Source organism: Actinoplanes sp. ATCC 53533, from assembly GCF_003947245.1.
In genome coordinates this window covers 40,859-58,963 of the sequence record NZ_QHHV01000013.1, presented here as the reverse complement: position 1 = coordinate 58,963, position 18,105 = coordinate 40,859, and the positions used below count along the sequence as shown (strand labels likewise).

At 72.9% G+C, this 18,105-nt stretch carries 13 protein-coding genes, 2 tRNA genes and 1 pseudogene; 9 read left to right on the top strand and 7 right to left on the bottom strand.

All coding sequences use genetic code 11. The features are described 5' to 3' along the window. Positions 1 to 233: 233 nt before the first annotated feature. On the bottom strand, positions 234 to 1,112 hold the full coding sequence (locus tag DMB66_RS04850; RefSeq protein WP_125802782.1) for an alpha/beta fold hydrolase: 879 nt from the start codon (positions 1,110 to 1,112) through the stop codon (positions 234 to 236). Between the two features lie 73 nt (positions 1,113 to 1,185). Between DMB66_RS04850 and DMB66_RS04845 the strand changes: the two genes are divergently transcribed. From DMB66_RS04845 to DMB66_RS04835, 3 genes are all read left to right on the top strand, one after another. Next, the gene (locus DMB66_RS04845; RefSeq protein ID WP_125802781.1) at positions 1,186 to 4,386 is read left to right on the top strand and encodes a BTAD domain-containing putative transcriptional regulator; all 3,201 of its coding nucleotides are present in this window, start codon (positions 1,186 to 1,188) and stop codon (positions 4,384 to 4,386) included. Positions 4,387 to 4,564: 178 nt separating this feature from the next. Continuing rightward, positions 4,565 to 5,443 carry an MHYT domain-containing protein gene (locus tag DMB66_RS04840; RefSeq protein WP_125802780.1) on the top strand — a complete coding sequence of 293 codons (879 nt, stop codon included), beginning with the start codon at positions 4,565 to 4,567 and terminating at the stop codon, positions 5,441 to 5,443. Between the two features lie 240 nt (positions 5,444 to 5,683). Further along, positions 5,684 to 5,893, top strand: coding sequence for a hypothetical protein (locus DMB66_RS04835; RefSeq protein WP_125802779.1), 210 nt, complete (start codon positions 5,684 to 5,686; stop codon positions 5,891 to 5,893). 56 nt (positions 5,894 to 5,949) lie between these two features. Here the strand turns inward: DMB66_RS04835 and DMB66_RS04830 are convergent. From DMB66_RS04830 to DMB66_RS04815, 4 genes are all read right to left on the bottom strand, one after another. Further along, positions 5,950 to 6,022 (bottom strand) — tRNA-His (locus DMB66_RS04830). 97 nt (positions 6,023 to 6,119) lie between these two features. Beyond that, the gene (orn, locus tag DMB66_RS04825; RefSeq protein ID WP_125802778.1) at positions 6,120 to 6,710 is read right to left on the bottom strand and encodes an oligoribonuclease; all 591 of its coding nucleotides are present in this window, start codon (positions 6,708 to 6,710) and stop codon (positions 6,120 to 6,122) included. Between the two features lie 321 nt (positions 6,711 to 7,031). Then, the gene (locus tag DMB66_RS04820) at positions 7,032 to 11,177 is read right to left on the bottom strand and encodes a hypothetical protein (protein ID WP_125802777.1); all 4,146 of its coding nucleotides are present in this window, start codon (positions 11,175 to 11,177) and stop codon (positions 7,032 to 7,034) included. A gap of 144 nt (positions 11,178 to 11,321) precedes the next feature. After that, entirely contained in the window at positions 11,322 to 13,052 is a 1,731-nt protein-coding gene (locus DMB66_RS04815; RefSeq protein ID WP_125802776.1) for a copper resistance CopC/CopD family protein, read from the bottom strand. 157 nt (positions 13,053 to 13,209) lie between these two features. Here DMB66_RS04815 and DMB66_RS04810 point away from each other — a divergent pair, with 157 nt between their 5' ends. The 6 genes and pseudogenes from DMB66_RS04810 to DMB66_RS04785 all read left to right on the top strand — a co-directional run bounded on the left by DMB66_RS04810 (position 13,210) and on the right by DMB66_RS04785 (position 16,939). Beyond that, the gene (locus DMB66_RS04810; protein ID WP_125802775.1) at positions 13,210 to 13,749 is read left to right on the top strand and encodes a sigma-70 family RNA polymerase sigma factor; all 540 of its coding nucleotides are present in this window, start codon (positions 13,210 to 13,212) and stop codon (positions 13,747 to 13,749) included. A 70-nt stretch (positions 13,750 to 13,819) separates the two neighbouring features. After that, a complete protein-coding gene (locus tag DMB66_RS04805) occupies positions 13,820 to 14,311 on the top strand; it encodes a MauE/DoxX family redox-associated membrane protein (RefSeq protein WP_125802808.1) in 492 nt (163 codons plus the stop codon). Beyond that, positions 14,308 to 15,045: a thioredoxin domain-containing protein gene (locus tag DMB66_RS04800; RefSeq protein ID WP_125802774.1), complete on the top strand. Its 738-nt coding sequence runs from the start codon at positions 14,308 to 14,310 to the stop codon at positions 15,043 to 15,045. The genes DMB66_RS04805 and DMB66_RS04800 overlap by 4 nt, the downstream gene beginning before the upstream one ends. Further along, a complete protein-coding gene (locus DMB66_RS04795) occupies positions 15,042 to 16,028 on the top strand; it encodes a hypothetical protein (protein ID WP_233624309.1) in 987 nt (328 codons plus the stop codon). The genes DMB66_RS04800 and DMB66_RS04795 overlap by 4 nt, the downstream gene beginning before the upstream one ends. Next, a pseudogene (gene bcp, locus DMB66_RS04790) lies at positions 16,021 to 16,492 on the top strand (thioredoxin-dependent thiol peroxidase). The gene DMB66_RS04795 and the pseudogene bcp overlap by 8 nt, the downstream one beginning before the upstream one ends. Before the next feature lie 364 nt (positions 16,493 to 16,856). Beyond that, a tRNA-Leu gene (locus DMB66_RS04785) sits at positions 16,857 to 16,939 on the top strand. A gap of 126 nt (positions 16,940 to 17,065) precedes the next feature. Here DMB66_RS04785 and DMB66_RS04780 read toward each other — a convergent pair. Next, on the bottom strand, positions 17,066 to 17,764 hold the full coding sequence (locus DMB66_RS04780) for a nucleotidyl transferase AbiEii/AbiGii toxin family protein (RefSeq protein WP_125802773.1): 699 nt from the start codon (positions 17,762 to 17,764) through the stop codon (positions 17,066 to 17,068). A 7-nt stretch (positions 17,765 to 17,771) separates the two neighbouring features. Next, complete coding sequence (locus DMB66_RS04775) at positions 17,772 to 18,095, bottom strand: hypothetical protein (RefSeq protein WP_125802772.1); 324 nt, start codon at positions 18,093 to 18,095, stop codon at positions 17,772 to 17,774. Between the last annotated feature and the right edge of the window lie 10 nt (positions 18,096 to 18,105).

Sequence of the window (18,105 nt, the reverse complement as noted above, 5' to 3'; positions counted from 1 at the left end):
CCGTTACCGGCGGATGCCGCCATCGGTGGCGCCAACGCGGCCCCCAGCACACCGGCGGCGCCACCGAGCACAGCGCGTCGGCTGACGGAGCGAGCTTCTGAGTGCGACATGGTTCCTCCAGCGTGAGCGCGGTCGCGGCTGAGTAAGCCGGTCGACAAGAGCCTGTCGCAATCGCCGCCGGCACGCGCTGGAGCCAGCCACCGTCTTGACCGGGGGGCTAGCCGTACCGCGAATCAGCGGGCCAGCAGGTCGCGCAGGGCCTTGACAGTCTCGGCCGGCGCCTCCTCCGCCATGAAGTGACCACAGGAGACCGTGCGGTGTTCGAGGTCCGGCGCCCAGGCCCGCCAGATGCCCGCCGCGTCGAAGCCCAGGGCCGCGCCCCAGTCCTGCTGCAGCACCGTCACCGGCATCCGGAGCTGGTTGCCCGCCGCCCGGTCGGCGCGGTCGTGTGCCACGTCGACGCCGGCCGAGGCGCGATAGTCCGCGACGATCGACGGGACGGCCTCCCGGCAGGCCCGCAGGTAGGCGGCGCGCACCTCGGCCGGGATGGCCTCCGGGTCACGCGTCCAGATGTCGAGGAAGTGGCCGAAGAAGGCGTCCGGGGCGGCGCCGATCAGCTCCTCGGGCAGCCCGGGCGGCTGGGCCATCAGGAACAGGTGAAAGCCCACCGCGGCGGTGACGCCGTGCAGGACGTCCCACATGTCCAGGGTCGGCAGGACGTCCAGCGAGGCGAGGTGGGTGACCGCGCCGGGGTGGTCCAGGCCGGCCCGGATCGCGACCAGCGCGCCGCGGTCGTGGCCGGCCAGGGCGAACCGGTCGTGGCCCAGCTCGCGGGCCAGCGCCACGATGTCGGCCGCCATGGTCCGCTTCGCGTACGCGTCGGGGACCGTGCCGGCCGGCTTGTCGCTCGCGCCGTAACCGCGCAGGTCGGGGCAGATGACGGTGTGGTCGGCGGCGAGGTCGGCGGCGACGTGCCGCCACATCAGGTGGGTCTGCGGAAAGCCGTGCAGCAGCACGATCGGGCTGCCCGAGCCGCCGACCGCGACGTTGAGCGCCACGTCCTCGGCGACGGTGACGCGCTGGTAGTCGAATCCGGTGATGGAGGGGTTCATGTCCACCAGGCTGCCCGGCACTGATCAGTAGCCGATCAGCAGCGGATCAACGCACTGCTTAGATTGGGTCGTGGTGACCTTCGGCGTGCTCGGACCCGTGCGGGCGAGCACCGCGCTGGGTCCCGTACCGCTGAAGGGTCCCCGCCACCGGGCCGTGCTGGCCCGCCTGCTGATCGCCCGCGGCCGGGTCGTGCCGGTCGACCGGCTGGTCGACGATCTGTGGGAGCGACCCCCGCGGGGTGCGGTGGCGGCCATCCGCACCTTCGTGTCCGATCTGCGCCGAGCGCTGGAACCCGACCGCCCACCGCGGCAGCCGGCCCGGCTGCTGGTCACCGCAGCTCCGGGGTACGCGCTGCAGGCGGCGCCGGACGCGGTGGACGCCTGGCAGTTCGAGGCGGCCGTCGCCGGCGCGGGTGGCCTGCTCACCGCCGGGCGGGCGGACCGGGTGCCGGCCGACCTGGACGCGGCGCTCGCGCTCTGGCGGGGCCCCGCGTACGCCGACTACGCCGACCAGGGCTGGGCCCGCGCCGAGATCGACCGGCTCGACGAGCTGCGCATGCTGGCGCTCGAACGCCGCGCCGAGGCCCTGCTCGCCCTGGGCCGGGCCGTCGACGCCGCCGCCGGACTGCGGGCTCACGCCGCCGGCCAGCCGCACCGGGAGGACGCCTGGCACCTGCTGGCCACGGCCCTCTACCTGGCCGGGAGGCAGGGCGAGGCGCTGGCCGCGCTGCGGCAGATCCGCGCGACGCTGGTGGCCGAGCTGGGGGTGGACCCCGGCCCGCGGCTGCGCCGGCTGGAGGCCGACATCCTCGCCCAGGCCCCGCACCTGAGCCCGCCGCTCGACGCACCAGCCCGACCCGCCGCGCCGCCACAGCCCGCCGCGCCCCCACAGCCCGACGCGCCGACCCCGCCCGAGGCACCAACCCCACCCGCCGCGCTGCCGCAACCCGGCGCGCCGACCCGACGGGGAGCGGCCGGGGCTCCGGTCCGGGCCGAAGCGCTCGAAGCGGAAGCGCGGCTCGTCGGCCGGGATCTCGTCGGCCGGGATGAGGAGCTGGATCAGCTGATGCGGGCGGCCGAGGCCGTCGCCGCGCGGGGCCGGCCCGTGCTCGCCCTGCTCTCCGGTGAGGCCGGCTCGGGCAAGACCGCCCTGGCCGAGGCCCTCACCCACCGGCTGACCCAGCTCGGCTGGACCGCCACCTGGGGACGCAGCCCCGGCTACGAGGGCGCGCCGGTGACCTGGCCGGGTGGATGGGAGGCGGAGCCCGCCGCCGGGGATCCGGCCGTGGCCCGGTTCCGCCTGCGGCAGGCCGCGGTGGCTCACCTCACGGCGCCGGCCGCTCGGGGGCCCGTGCTGCTGGTCGCCGACGATCTGCAGCGGGCCGACGAGGCCACCCTGGATCTGCTCGCCGCGCTGGTGGCCGAGCCGGTGCCAGCCCTGGTCGTCGGCACCTTCCGGGCCACCGAGATCACTCCGGAACTGACGGCGGCACTGGCCCGGTACGCCCGCGCCGAGCCGGTCCGGGTCTATCTGGGCGGGCTGAACGAGGCGGCGACGGGTGCTCTGGCCCGTACCGTGGTCGGCCCTGACCTGGACGCCCAGCTCGCGCGGGTGATCTTTCGCCGCAGCGGCGGCAATCCGTTCTTCGTGCGCGAGCTGGCCCGGCTGCTCGCCGCCGAGGGCGGCGCGGCCCTCGACCGGGTGCCGGCGGGGGTACGCGACGTCATCCGGCACCGGCTCGCGCGGCTGCCGGAGCGGGCGCAGACCGTGCTGCGGCAGGCGGCCGTGCTCGGTCGCGACGTCGACCCGGAGGTGCTGGCCGTGCTCGCCGGCGACGCGACGCTGGACGCCCTGGAGGCCGGCCTGCGCGGGGGCCTGCTCACCGAGGACGGGCCGGACGGACGGCCGCGCTTCACCCACGTGCTGGTCCGGGACACGGTCTACGACGACCTGTCCGCCCTGCGCCGCGGCCACTGGCATGCCGCCGCCGGCGCGGCGCTGGAACGCCTGCGCCCGCAGGACGTCACCGCCCTCGCCCACCATTTCGCGCGGGCCGCGGGCCCGGACACCACGGCGCGGGCCGCCCGCTACTCCGCGGCCGCCGCCGAGCTGGCCGAACGCGGTTCCCGCCCGCACGAAGCGGCCCGGCTCTGGCAGCAGGCGGTCGACGCGTACGACCGCGGCACGCAGGCCGATGTCCGCGACCGGCTGGCGGCCGTGATGGGTCTGGGCCGGGCGCTCGCCGTGACCGGGCACCTGGACGAGGCGCGGCGGCGCCGGGCCGAGGCGATCGCCGCCGTCCGGCACCTCGACGACCCGGAGCTGGCCGCGAGCGTCATCGCCGCCTTCGACGTGCCGGCCGTCTGGACCCGGAACGACGACGAGCGGCTCTCCGGGCAGATCGTCGAGGTGGCCGAGCGGACCCTGGCGGCGCTCGGCCCGGGGCGGCCGGAGCAGCGCAGCCGGCTGCTGAGCACCATCGCGCTGGAGCTGCGGGGCAGCACCACGGACCGCGGCGACCGGGCGGCCCGCGAGGCCGAGGCCATCGCCCGGCGGACCGGCGACCCCGCGCTGCTGGCGTTCGCCCTCAACGCGCGGTTCATGCACTCGTTCGGCCGGACCGGGCTGGCCGGCGAACGGGCCGCGATCGGCGCCGAGCTGGTCGCGGTGGCCGCGCGGCACGAGCTGGTCACCTTCGAGGTCCTCGGCCATCTCATCGGTGTCCAGGCGCACAGCGCGCTCGGCGAGCCCGCCGCCGCCGACGCCCACGCGCAGGCCGCCGACCTGCTCGCCGAGCGCTACGACCTGCCGCTGGTGGGCGTCCTCACCCAGTGGTATGCCGCGCTGCGCCTGGCCCTGGCCGGCCGGGCGGCCGAGGCGGCGACCGGCTACCGGGCCGCGCAGGCCAGGCTGGCCGGCAGCGGCATGCCGGGGATGGCGGACGGCCTGCTCGCGCTCGCCCTGTTGACCCTGGAGGCGGACGGCTGGCCGGAGGGCGACTTCGGCCCGTACGAGCCATGGGCCCGGCCCCTGGTGCTGCTCGCCGGCGGCCACCGGGCGCGGGCCGCCACCGCGCTGCGGGCCCTCCCCGAATCGCCGCACGACCTGCTGTGGGAGGCCCGGCTCTGCCTCGCCGTCCGGGCCGCCCGGATCCTGGACGATCACGGCACCCTCGACCGCGTCCGCGCCGAGCTGCGTCCGGCCGCCGGCGAGATCGCCGGCGCCGGCAGCGGAGTGATCACCCTTGGTCCAATTGACGATCACCTTCAGTGATCATCGCCTCGTCCGTCCTGATCACCGCCCACGATCGACGGCCGTCACGAGCCTCCGAACAGCCAGGACCACCCCCTCCCAACGTCGAATTCCCCGAATTCAGCTCACATTGCACTGCCGTTTCCCCGTCGAGCGGGCACGATGCATTGGGAAGGTCGATCAAAGGGAGTTACCAAGCATGGCGCAGATCCACCACTTCGAGCACGGCTGGCTCACGCCGGCGTTCAGCTACGCGCTGTCCGTGCTCGGTTCACTGCTCGGGCTGGTGTGCGCCAGCCGGCTGCACTCGGCACCGAGCGCCGGCTGGCGCGCCTGGTGGCTCTCACTCGCGGCGGTCGCCATCGGCGGCACCGGCATCTGGACCATGCACTTCGTGGCGATGCTCGGCTTCGGCGTGGTCGGCATGCCGATCCGGTACGACGTCCCGATCACCGCCCTCAGCGCGGTCATCGCCGTCACCGCGGTCGCGACCGGCCTGTCCATAGCGGCCGGCGGCCCCCGGATCCGAGGCATCCGGATCGTCTTCGGCGGCATCTTCGCGGGCCTGGGCGTGGCCGCGATGCACTTCACCGGCATGTACGCGATGCACCTCGACGGCACCATCGACTACCTCTTCAGCCGGGTCGTGGCCGCGGTGGCCATCGCGGTCGTGGCGGCGACGGTGGCGCTATGGCTGGCGATGAACGTCCGGCGACCGCTCGCCATCCTGGCATCCGCGCTGGTCATGGGCGTCGCGGTCAACGGCATGCACTTCACCGGCATGTCCGCCATGTCGGTCAAACCGGACGCCAACACCACCGCCACGGTCACCGGGGCCTCGGCGAGCACGCTGCTCATCCCGATCGGGCTCACCGTCATCTTCGGCGTGCTCGGCCTGGTCTACGCCCTGATGGCGGCCCCGACCGAGGAGGACCGGGCCGCTGCGGCATACCTGTCCGCGCGGCTGGAACGCAACGACGACGACGATCTCTACGAGCCCGCCCCGCAGGGCCCCAACGGCCGGCGCATGCCGACCAGCGGCGCCGCGTGGACCTACCGGGACCGCGAAGGCCGGTAAGAAGACCGATTGCGTCTGGAGGCCGCGGTCGAGGTGGGACAGCCGTATGCGTCGCCCCAGGGCCAAGGCCGCCCCAAGGGTCACCGATGAGTCGCGGTTTGCGTCCTGGCGGCCGATCCGGGCCGGCCTGACCCCGCACGGCTATCACACCTGGCTGGACGAGGATGGCATCCCGTATGTCCCGCAGTCGCAGCAACTCGGACACCGGTACCGGGCATGCGGGGGATCTACAGCCACGTCATGGATCGGATGCTGGCCGAGATCCGCCAGGCGCTCCAGCGCCGATGGATGGACTCGCTGCGTGCCCGGCTGGCCCTGTGGCCGACCTCGCCTGTTCCGGCGCTCGATGCCGCGCTGAAGTCGATCTCGCATCCGACCTGGAAGGTCGTGTATCAGCCGCCCCCGCTGGGGGCCGCCGCCCCCAGTTCGCCCCCAAATTCGGACATCTAACAGTCAGAGGGCCTGACCGCTTTCGCGATCAGGCCCTCTGACTGGACTTTCTCTTGGGTGACCGACGGGACTTGAACCCGCGACCCCCGGGACCACAACCCGGTGCTCTACCAGCTGAGCTACGACCACCATGCCGCCTTGCCGCGGTAAGACCCCCACGACGCGTGCCGGACCAGCATAGCGGCAGCACCCGCCCGGCTGTCGACCGGGTTACCGCCCGGCGCGGCTAAAGCTCGGCGGCGATCGCGCGAGCCTGGTCGACGTCGGGGCCGGGCAGCGGCACGAACACCGTGCGGCGGTAGTACTCCAGCTCACGGATGCTCTCGCGGATGTCCGCGAGGGCCCGGTGGGCCAGGCCCTTCTGCGGCTGACCGAAGTACACCCGCGGATACCAGCGGCGGGCCAACTCCTTGATCGAGGAGACGTCGATCATCCGGTAGTGCAGGAAGTCGTCCAGCGCCGGCATGTCCCGGGCCAGGAAACCCCGGTCGGTGGCAATGGAATTGCCACAGAGCGGCGCGGAGCGCGGATTCGGGACAAACTGCTTGATGTACGCGAGGACGGCCGCCTCAGCCTCCGCCATGGTGACCGTGGAACGGCGCACCTCGTCGGTGAGGCCGGACTTGGCGTGCATCTCCCGCACCACCTCGGGCATCGCGTCCAGCGCCGCGTCGTCGGCATGGATGACGAGGTCGATGCCCTCGCCGAGAACGTTGAGATCGGGACCCGTCACCAGTGCGGCCACCTCGATCAGGGCATCTTTGCCCAGGTCGAGACCCGTCATCTCACAGTCGATCCACACCAGAAGATCCGCCACGCGCTCAGCCTACGCGCCGGGCGCCGAGCGTGTCGCCGCGTCTGCCGTACCCACCCGTCCGGGCCACAACACCCGGAGGGGGCACTTTCACCCTAGATTGTCCGTATTAATGCCAGGACTACCCAGTTCAGTCGCCCAAGGGTTAAAGTGGGCTTAACGGACGAAGCCCCCTTCGGTTACTCCGTTCCCCGGTAAAGGGCCCTCCGCGTCGGCAGCGCGGAGGGCCCTTTCGGTCGTCTACGGTTGTACGTTCGCTCGGATCCGCTGGGCGGCCGCGACCCACGACGAGCACAGGCCACGGCCGCCCCGGCTTTCGCCCGGTCAGTCCTTCGAGCGCGAGCCGCCCTTACGCGGCGGGCGAGTGAGCTTGATCGGCGGCTCCTGGGTCGCCGGATCGGGCGCGGGCAACCCGGAAGGAGTGGTGTTCTTCCGGCGCCGCCGGGCCGCCGAGTCACCACCGAGCAACTCCGCAACCTCAGCCTTGTACGCCGCGAGACGCGAAGGGCTCTTGCCATCCTTGTCGGAGTCGACCTTCGCGGTTGCTTCCGCGGCATCTGCCGGGGCTGCGCTGCCGCCTGGGTCAGCTTGCGGGGCGGGCGGGCGATTACGCTGCTCGGTGATGTGCCGATCGGCCTTCGCCTGGCTCACCGGCCCCGGCTGGGCACCCCGCCCTGCCTTGCTGGCCCGCTCCGGCTGGCTCACCGTCCCGGCCTGGCTCACCCGCTCCGCCTGGGCACCTCGCCCTGCCTGGCTCACCCGCTCCGACTGGTCGACCTGGCCCGGCTCGCTGGCTCGCTCCGGCTGACCGACCTGGCCTGGCCGGCCGACCTGGCTTGGCTGACTGGCTCGCTCCGGCTGACCGACCTGGCCCGGCGGACCGACCTGGCTTGGCCGGCCGACCTGGCCCGGCTGGCTGGCTGGCTCCGCGTGGTTGCCCCGCGTCGTCGCCGAGCCTGCCGGTGGCGTGGTGCCGTGCGCATCGATGGCCGGGCCGGCGGCGCTGGGCGGCGGCGTGGCCGGCTGGGTCGTGGTGCCGTCCGAGGCGGCGGGGACCGGCTCACGGTCGGGATCGACCGGGCGGGACGGGCCGGGGACGGCGGGGCGCGGCGTCGTGGGATTGCCCGGCGGAACCGGGGCCGGCCTGGTCGGGGCGGTAGCGGTGTGCTGCCCCGGGGCCGCTGCCGGCGAGACGGGGCGCTGAGAGTCGCGGTTCGGCAGGCCGCCCGCTTTCCCAAGCCCGGCCGGGGCCATGTGATGCGGCTGGGGCGTGGTGGTCGGTGCTGACGATCGGGTTGAGCCGGTCGGCTGCTGCGGGGCGGTCGCGCCGGCGGGCGTGACCTGGTTGGCCGACGCCGCCGAGGCTACTGGCTGAGCCTTGGCCGCAGAGCCGGGAGATGCACCTGCTGCGGTTGCGGGCTGGGCCGGGCGCACTACCGGGGTTCCGGTTCGGACCGCTTCCTCCGCCAAAGCTCCGGGTTCGGGCTTCTCCGCCGGGGTGGCCGGCTTGGGCCGAGCAAGGTTCGCAGGCGATGCCTGGGCCTCAGGCTGGGCGCTCATCTCCGCCGAGGCCGGCGTCTCGGATGGGCCGGGCCGCCCGGGCGCGGTCGGGATAGGGCGGCTGACGTTCGTGACCGAACTCAGGCTCTCAGACCCCGCCTGCTTGGCCGCCGGTGCCGGACCGGCCTGCTTCGTCGTCGGTGCCGGACCGGCTGTCGTCGGTGCCGGACCGGCCGTCTTCGCCGTCGGCGCTGGACCGGCCGTCGTCGGTGCCGGACCGGCCGTCTTCGCCGTCGGCGCTGGACCGGCCGTCGTCGGTGCCGGACCGGCCGTCTTCGCCGTCGGCGCTGGACCGGCTGTCGTCGGTGCCGGACCGGCCGTCTTCGGCTGGTTCCTGGTCAGGCCCACGCGCCCCGAGTCCGCGCGGGTCAGGCCGGTGGCCGCCCATCCGGGTGAGGTGGAACCACCGAACAGGGCGTTCCGCGGCGTAGCGTCCGCGGGCCGCGCGGCTTTCGCGGGCGTGCCCGCACCTGGACCGTTACCTGTCTCATCGGCGCCGGAGCCGCGCGAGACTCCGGCGCCATCGGCGGCGGCGCGCGGACCAGCATCGGCGATGCGCGGACCAACGTCGCTCGGGACAGGGCTCGGACCAGCATCGTTCGGGACAGGGCGCGAACCGGCGCCGTTGGTGGCATCAGGCGCGCTTACAGCGGCCTTCGGCACTGCGGCTTCAGGCGAGCCGGCAGCCTTCCCCGCAGATCCGGGCGCCGGGGCAGCGTTAACCCGAGCACCCGCAGATCCGGGCGTCGGGGCAGCGGCAACCCGAGCACCCGCAGATCCGGGCGTCGGGGCAGCAGCAACCCGAGCAGCCGCAGCGCCGGCGGCGGCAGCGCGCATGGCGGCGGCACCGGCGACAGCCGCCCGGGTGGTCGCGGGTGCCTGCCCGGCCTTGATATCAGCGGCAGTCGACTCCGCAGCGGTGGCTTGCGATGACGCTCGACGGCCATCGGCTTTCGGTGCGTCCGTCGTCCCGGCAGGTTCTGTCGCGGCCGTCGGGGTGGTGGGAGAAGTCGCCGCCGGGGTGGCGGCCTGCGACTTTGCTGCGTTCGCTTTCCCGGCCGACGCGTCCGGCAATTCGGCCGCGTTGTTCGGGGAATGAGGCTTCGCTGTGTTCAGGCTCGGCGTGGCCGGGGTGTTCGGGGTTGCCGACGTGGCCGTCGGCTTGCGGGAGGCGTTCATCGCTGCCGCCGCGCGCGCCTCGGTTTCGCGGGCTCGGGCTGCTGTCGTCTCCGCCACCCAGGCCCCTACCGCGGATGCCTCGAAGATCGGCAGGTCCGTCGGTTGCGGCGCCGTGCGGCGTCGGCCCTGGCGGTCGGCCGGGCGGCCGAACAGCGGGTCGTTCAGCGCCGACGGATCGGTCGCCGCGGCCGGCGCGGGCCGGCCCGCGATGAGGTTCAGGGGCTCGCCGGGGGCCGGTTCGGCTGCCGCGGCGTCCCCGGCGGTCGGCCGGGTAACCGGCGAGGTCACGGACTGCCCATCGGCCGCGGCGAGACCAACAGCAGCCGAGCTGTCCTCAACCGAGCCGGAGCTCGACGAACCCGAACCGGAGACAACCGGACCCACCGCCAAGGCCCCGGCCTGCGCAGACCCGGCGGCGGAAGCGGCGGCCGATGAGCCGACGACCGGAGCATCGGCAGGAGCAGACCCGACGACGGCAGCCGGCGAACCGACGGCTGGAGCATCGGCAAGCGCAGACCCGACGACGGCCGCGGAAACGGCGGCCGGCGAACCGGTCCCCGCAGCACCGACCAGCACAGACTCAGCAGCCGCACCACCGACCAGCAGGGATCCAGCAGCCGAACCACCGACCAGCACAGACTCAGCACCCGGACCGCCGACCAGCACGGACTCAGCAGCACCCGGAGCACCGACCAGCGCGGACTCAGCAGCCGGGGAGCCAGCCGGCGGGAAACCGGCGAGCCCGCCGATCGACGAACTCGCTGCGAGCGGGGAGCCGCTCGCCGACGGTGCCGACGACGCGCTCACCTGCGCCGGAGCCGGTGACGTCAGCGTGGTCGCCGCGCCGGAGACCGGGGCGGCCGGCATCGGGATCGCCGCGCCGCGCCCGGAGCGCGTCGACGAGGATGAGGGCGGCCAGGTCAGCGACGGCGGGCGGGATCGTGGTTGGGAGTCCGCCAGGGTGCGGGGGCGGTGGGTGCCCGCGTGTCGGCCGCCGCCGGTGCGGCTCAGGGGCAGCGGGGCGCCGATCGCCTGCATCAGGTCCGGGACCTGGCTCGGTTCCACCACGTAGACGACCTCGCGGCGGCGGGATGGCCAGCCCAGCACGATCATGCCGATCATCACCAGCAGGCTGCCCAGGATCAGCAGGGCCCAGGTCGCCTGGTTCAGCCAGCCGGGCCGGATGCTCGCCGAGCTTTCCAGCCGTACGCCGGGCTGTGCCGCCGGGTTCATCACCACCAGGCTGTAGCTGGTGTCGCGGAGCTCGGTCGGGTTCCAGTCGAGGGTGCCCGTACCCGTCTTCAGCCAGAAGGTCTGCCGGCCCGGCAGTTGCTCCGGGGCGATGGTGCCCGGGCGCAGTTTGCCGGTCACCGGCAGGGCGCCCGTGCCGAGGTCGATCGAGGAGACCGCGACGCACGGGATGTCGGCCAGGTAGCGGGCGACGTCCGCCGCCGGGGCGATGCCCAGGAAGGCCGGTGCGCCGCTGGACTCGGCGGTCAGGCGCAGCCGGGTGTCGCCGAGGCGGACGAACGGGGCGTCCTCGCGGAGCAGGCCGTCGAAGTCGTCGACCACCAGCGCATACCCGGATGTGGCGATCCGCTGCATGTCGCCGGTGAAGGCGCCGCCTGGGTCCCGGTGCTGCATGGCAGCCCAGAATGCTGCTCCCACCAGCAACGTCGGTAGTCCGGCTGTCAGCAACAGCATGCCGAGGATCGTGCGGAACACCCGCATCTCGATCTCCCCCTTCTCGGTGGTACTGCGCAGACCATACAGACCGAAATAACACCAAATTGGATAAACAGTTACTTAGGACCCGAGAGGTATGACAATGGCCCGGTCCGCGGGTGCGGGCCGGGCCATCCGAGAGGGCGGGTGTCAGGAGATCTTGGCAGTCATCGTCAAGGTCGACTGATCGATGTCGCTCGTACGCAGGGTGAACTTGAGCGTCCAGTCCCCCGCCGCCGGCAGCGCGATGTCACCGATGGCGTGGAAGTCGGTGATCCGCAGCAGCGGCACCTCGATCGGCTCGATCCCCTTGGCCGGCAGCGCTGCCGTGGCCGTCCACTCGACGACCGGCAGCGGCTTGTTGTCCAGCGTATATGCGTACAGATGAAGCGAATTGTTGCCGACGACCGCCGGGAACACGTCGACCTGCAGCGACACGGACTTGTCGGTGATGGTCTGCGAGATCGTCGTCGAGGTGGCGCCGCTCTCGACCGCGCTGGCCGTCCGGGGCGGCGGGATCTGCACCAGCGCCGCGGTCACGCCCAGCACGACCGCGGTGACCGTCAGCTCCGCCAACACGACCCGGCGCAGCAGCCGGGGCCCGGTCTCGGCGCTCCGGTTGCGGACCAGCCGGCGCGAGTATGCCGCCATCCCGATCACCACCGCGGCCAGCCCGATCTTGACCAGGATCAACCGGCCGTACGTGTTGTCGTAGAGCCCCTTGAACGAGGCGACCTCGATCAGCGCCTGCACCGAGCCCGCGATGATCAGCGCGGCCACCGCGGTCGCCGCCCAGCGCGACCAGATCGGCAGGATCGCACCTAGCTCGCGCTCGTTGGCCTGGCGCAACAGGAAGCCGGCCAGCATGACCAGCCCGCCGAGCCAGACCGACATGGCGGCGAGGTGGATCGCGTCGACGACAACGGAGACCCCGGCGACCGGGGACGCCGTGGGGTGCCCGGTCAGCGGCCAGGTCGCCAGCGCCGCCACCGCGAGGACGCCGAGCAGGGCCAGGTCGGCCTTCGACTCGCCACCCTCGCCCTTGAGCAGCGGGCGCAACAGGAAGCCGGCCGCGACCAGCACCCCGAGCCGGACCAGCATGACCGCGCCGAACGTGCTGCCCAGCACGTCGCGCAGGTCGTCGACGGAGACCCCGAACAGCCCGGCGCCGGTCGTATAGGGCGCCTGCAGCCACAGCGCGAGCACCGTGCTGCCGAGCACCAGGCCCACCCCGGTCCACACCAGCCGGCCCGGGCCGCGGCGGGACAGCCGGTGCGGCCAGAGCAGGGCGAGCACCAGCACCGGGCCGACGAGCAGCACCAGGCCGGCATATCCCAGGTATTTGCCGACCGGGATCAGGGCCCGCACCACCGGGTCGACCGACTCGGCGCCGGCGGTCTCGGTGGGCGGGGTGGAGGCGGCGCCGACGGAGAAGGTGATGCTGCCCGCGACGGGGTGGCTGTCGGCCGAGACGACGCGGTAGCTCACCAGGTAGGTGCCCCGGCCGCCGCCCGAGCGCAGCGGGACGGTGACCGTGCCGCCGGCGGCCTGCGGGTCGCCCTGGTCCGCGCGGCTGCCGTCCGGGGCCAGCACCTGGATCTTGCCCGAGATGAGCTGGACCGACTCGCTGAAGGTGAGGGTGATCTTGTTGGGCGCGTCCGGGACGATCGTGCCGCTCGACGGGTCGCTGGCGACCAGCGCGGCGTGCGCGCTGGCCGGCGCCGCCGGGCCGAGCAGCACGCAGAACAACCCCACCAGCAGCCCGGCCGCGGCGGCCAGCACCCGCCGGAACCGCCCGTGAGCAGGCCCAACCTGGTCGCCGGCGGGCCGCGCCGGATGCGGGCGGAGTCGATCGGATGCACCGGGTCGATCAACGGTCATGCGGGCAATGCTCCCCGATGGCTCGGCGCGGCCCGCACCAAGGTCGCGGCGAGGGCCGGCAGCGGGCGGAATCGTGAGGACATGAGGTTGTCGTCGGCACGGGGTCCATAGTTCCCCGGACCCCTGACATTTTCCTCTCCGCGTACCATCTCCGGGTGTGACAGCGGCCGACCCCCTCACCGCGCTCGCCCTCGCCGCCCGCGCCGGCGACGCGGACGCTCAGGCCGCGTTCGTCCGCGGCACCCAGGCCGAGGTGTGGCGGTTCACCGCCGCGCTGGTGGATCCCGGCGCCGCCGACGATCTCACCCAGGAGACCTACCTGCGCGCCTTCAAGGCGCTGTCCGGTTTCGAGGGCCGTGCCATGGTCCGCACCTGGCTGCTCGGCATCGCCCGGCGCACCTGCGCCGACCACCTGCGGGCAGTCGTGCGCCGGCGCCGGCTCGACGCCCGGCTGGCCGCCCAGGCCTGGACGGAGGTGCCCCGCCAGCCCGACCCCGCGCATCGGCTCGGCGCCACCGACCTGCTGAGCCGCCTGGGTGAGGAACGTCGCACCGCGTTCGTGCTCACCCAGGTGCTAGGCATGTCCTATGCGGAGGCGGCGGAGATCGAAGAGGTCCCGGTGGGCACGATCCGGTCCCGCGTGGCCCGCGCGCGGGAGGAACTGGTCACCGCGGTCGCCGCCGCCCAGGCGAGTTGAACTGTCAGCAAACCCCCAGGCGGTAGGACGGAACCTGGCGGCGGCGAGCGCCGACTAAGGGGGCGTGAGCATGGAGACGGGGCAGTCCGCCCGGATGACGACCGGCTGGGTGTGGATCTCCACCGTGGCACGCCTGGGACTGGCCGTCGTGTGGCTCGTCGCCGGTGGCCTCAAGGTCGGTGACCTGGCCGAATCGGGCCGGGCGGTGAACGCGTACGAGATCTTCCCGTACGAGGTGGCGAAGGTCATCGGTGCCGCCCAACCGTTCCTGGAGATCGCGCTCGGCCTGCTGCTGCTGGCCGGCCTCGCGGTGCGGCTCAGCGCCGGCATCTCCGCCGTCCTGTTGGTGATCTTCATCGCCGGCATCATCTCGGCCTGGACCCGGGGCCTGCAGATCGACTGCGGCTGCTTCAGCTCGGGCGGGACGCTGGGTGCCGGAGAGAGCCCGCAGTACACCTGGGACATCGTCCGGGACACCGGTTTCCTGTTGCTCGCCGGGATCCTGCTGTGGCGGCCGCGGACCCGCTATTCGATCGATGGCGTCCTGATGGGGGAACTGTGAGCGGCAAGAACAACAGGGACAGGGCCAAGGCCAAGGCCAAGCGGATCGTCCAGGAGCAGTTGGCGCAGGAGCGGCGCCGCCGGATCACGCTCTGGACCAGCCTGGGCGTCGTGGCGCTACTGATCGCCGTCGGGCTGATCGGCTGGGGCGTGGCGGCCGGCCAGGAGAGCGACAAGACCGCCGGCCTGACCACGCCGAGCGTCGCGGTCGACGACGGCACGGCATTCGCGATCGGCACCGGCCCGGTCACGGTGGACATCTACGAGGACTTCATGTGCCCGGTGTGCGGGCAGTTCGAGACCGGGGCGGCGACCACGATCGACCAGCTCGTCGCGGCGAAGAAGGTGACCGTGCGGTACCACCCGATCGCGATCCTCGACCGCGCCTCCAGCACCGAGTATTCGACCAGGTCCGCCGCTGCCTCGGCCGCGGCGGCACAGGGCGGCAAGTTCGCCGAATACCACCGGGCGCTGTTCGCCAACCAGCCGGAAGAGGGCAGCGCCGGCCTCGACGACGCCAAGCTGATCGAGCTGGGCAAGTCCGCGGGCCTCACCGACGCCGCGTTCGCCGACGCCGTCAAGGACGGCACATACAAAGCCTGGGCCACCAAGGTCACCGACACCGCGGCGTCACGCGGCGTCAACAGCACCCCGACCGTGCTGGTCGCCGGCAAGGCCCTCGAGGACCGGTCGGCGCAGGGCCTGACCGCCGCGGTGGAGGCGGCCGGCGCGTGAGGCGCACCGCCCTGTTCGTCGCCGTGCTGGCCGGCACGCTGCTGGTGCCGGCCGGCCCGGCGTCCGCCCACGGCGGCGAGGCACCGGACGCGACCGCGTACCGGACGGAAGTGACCGGGCTCAGCCCCGCCGAGCCCGGCCTCACCGTCCGGACCGTCGAGGCCGGCGCGCGGCTGGAGCTGGTCAACCGGACCGGCCGCACCATCGAGGTGCTCGGCTACCAGGGCGAGCCCTATCTTGAGGTACGGCCCGACGGCACGTACGAGAACGTCAACTCGCCGGCCACGTACACGAACCAGACCCTCGCCGGTGACACCCCCGTGCCCGCCGGTGCCTCCCCGGCCGCGGCCCCGCAGTGGCGTCGCGTCTCCACCGGCAACACCGTGCGCTGGCACGACCAGCGCACCCGGTGGCTCGCCGAGGGCCTGCCGCCGCAGGCGCGGGCCGACCCGTCCCGCAGCCACAAACTGCGCGACTGGGTCGTCCCGCTGCGCGAGGGCGTGCGCACGTTCGAGGTCCGCGGCACCCTGAGCTGGGAGCCGCCGCCCACTGCCTGGCTGTGGTGGGTGGGCGCGCTCACGCTGGGCGCCGGGCTGACCGCGCTGGGCCGGCGCGGCGCCAGGTGGCTGGGGCCCGTCGCGCTGGCCGCGGGCACGATCACCCTGGGGTACGCGGTGACGCGGCTGAGCCTCGGTGTGGCCGGCCAGGCGCCGGCGATCGTGGCGGCGGCGCTGGCGGTCGCCGCGGGCGTGCTGACCCTGCTCGGCCGCACGCCGTTCCTGCTGGCGCTGGCCGGCGCGCTCCTGGCGATCTTCGGCGGCTACGCCGACGCGGACATCTTCGGCCAGCCGATCGTGCTGTTCCCCGGTCCGGGCTGGCTGGCCCGGACCGCCGTGCTGGTGGCGATCGGTGCCGGCCTGGCGATGGCGGCGACGGGCGTGCTGCGGCTGCGGGCGGCCCCGATATCTTCGGACCATGACTGAGCGCCTCACCGCTGGTGATCCGGCCCCCGAGTTCACCCTCGCCCACCGACAACGACGACACCCTGACCCTGAAGGACCTCCGCGGCCGCAAGGTCATCCTGTACGTCTACCCGGCCGCGATGACCCCGGGCTGCACCAAGCAGGCCTGCGACTTCCGCGACTCGCTCGGCTCCCTGCAGGCGGCCGGCTACGAGGTCGTCGGCATCTCCCCGGACACCCCGGCCAAGCTGGCGAAGTTCCGCGAGCGCGACTCGATCACGTTCCCCCTGGTCAGCGACCGGGACAAGAGCGTGCTGACCGCGTACGGCGCATTCGGCGAGAAGCAGCTGTACGGCAAGACGGTGACCGGCGTGATCCGCTCGACGTTCGTCATCGGCGAGGACGGCGCCATCGAGCACGCCTTCTACAACGTCAAGGCGACCGGGCACGTCGCCAAGCTCCGGCGAGATCTCGGTATCGACTGACTTCTGCGGCAAACTTCGCGGATCCTGAGAAGCGGTGCCGATGAGAGCAGCACCTGACGCCCAGCTCCTGGAGTCCGCAGATGCCGCCTGTCGCCAAGCTTCGCCGCTGCCGCACCCGGCCGGCCGCCGGCGCCATCGCCCGGGTCTCCCACAAGCACCAGCAGAGTCTTGCGATGTCCCGCCACTGATCCCTACGGGGACCGCCATCCCACGGCGGCCGTCATGCGGCTTGATCCGCGAGGCGGCCGCCGTGCTGTGCCCGGCGAAACCGCATACCGGCGGCCGATCGGAACGCAGCCGCAAGTCGCGAACCGCCGGCGATCGTCTAAGATGCGGATGACGATGGCCCGTGAGGGCAAATCGGGCGGAAGTGGCGGAATGGTAGACGCCCTGGGTTTAGGTCCCAGTATTCGAAAGAGTGTGGGGGTTCGAGTCCCCCCTTCCGCACTCGTGCTGTCTCGAAGTCCCCTCGGCGATGAGATTTCGGGTAAGGGCTCTGTGCGCAGTTGGTGACTGTCCAGCACGCGCAGGAAACGCCCATCCGGTCCGCAGCGGTATCTTCCGCGCGCCGGCTCAACCGTCGAGGTACGAGTCCCAGTCTGGATCCCGCGCGGGCGGCTGGCTCGCGACGTCTTCCGTGGCCACCCGGGTGCGGAGGTCGTCCGCCCAGGATCGGGACCAGCGGTGCAGGGCGGCCACGTCGTCGTCGGTCAGGCCGTAGGCGGTGAAGGTCTCGTCGTCCAGGAAATCAACCGAGTCGAGCCGGTCGAGTAGTTCGCCGGGCGTGAACCGAGGGAGGTGGGCAGCGCCGAGACGTTCGAGCTCGTGCAGCGAATAGCCGCCGCGGGTGTATGCGGCGTGCACGTCGATGAAGTCGCGGTGGGTGCCCCGGTCGTGCAGAGCGCCGACCTTCAGACCGACCGCATCGTCGAGCGCGAGGACCGGGCCGATGCCTAGTCGCACTGGCGGCTGGATACCAGCTTTCAGCAGGTCGACTTCGCAGCGCTGGTCCCCATCGCGGACCTCGAAGCGGGCCATCGTCGGAGCCGTTTCGATGACCTGAACGTCGTAGCCGGCACCGCGGTAGACGATGGCGAGCCGATCGGTGATGACGTCGAGCGGCAGTGTGGACACGGTCGCGAAGTCAAGGTCGCGAGATGGACGGCTGGTCAGGTGGTGGGCGCTGATCGCATACCCGCCGGCCAGGACGAGGCCGAGGTCGTGGGAGGCGTCGAAGGCGATCCGGGCGAGCTGTTGGTGGAACGGGTCCACGTCAGGGTCAGGCCGCTGCTAGATCCGGGAGCTGCTTCTCCCAAACGCCGATGAGGTCTCTGGCGGTCAGCCGTCGGACCTTCGGCCAGTCCTCGATCAGGTGCGCCCAGTTGATCCACTGAGCCAGATCAGCGCGCTGCCCTTCACCGATCAGCGTTGTATACAGGGTCAGTCGCCGACGCGGATCTGTGACGTCGAACACGGGGCTACCGGACCAGCACAGGCGATTGGGCAGTTCGACCAGGCCGACGGCTGGACCGGCGAACTCGCCCCGGCCCGGGATGCGCCCGGCGACACTGCCTGCCCGGGACAGCATCTGGTTGATACCCACCCTCTCATTC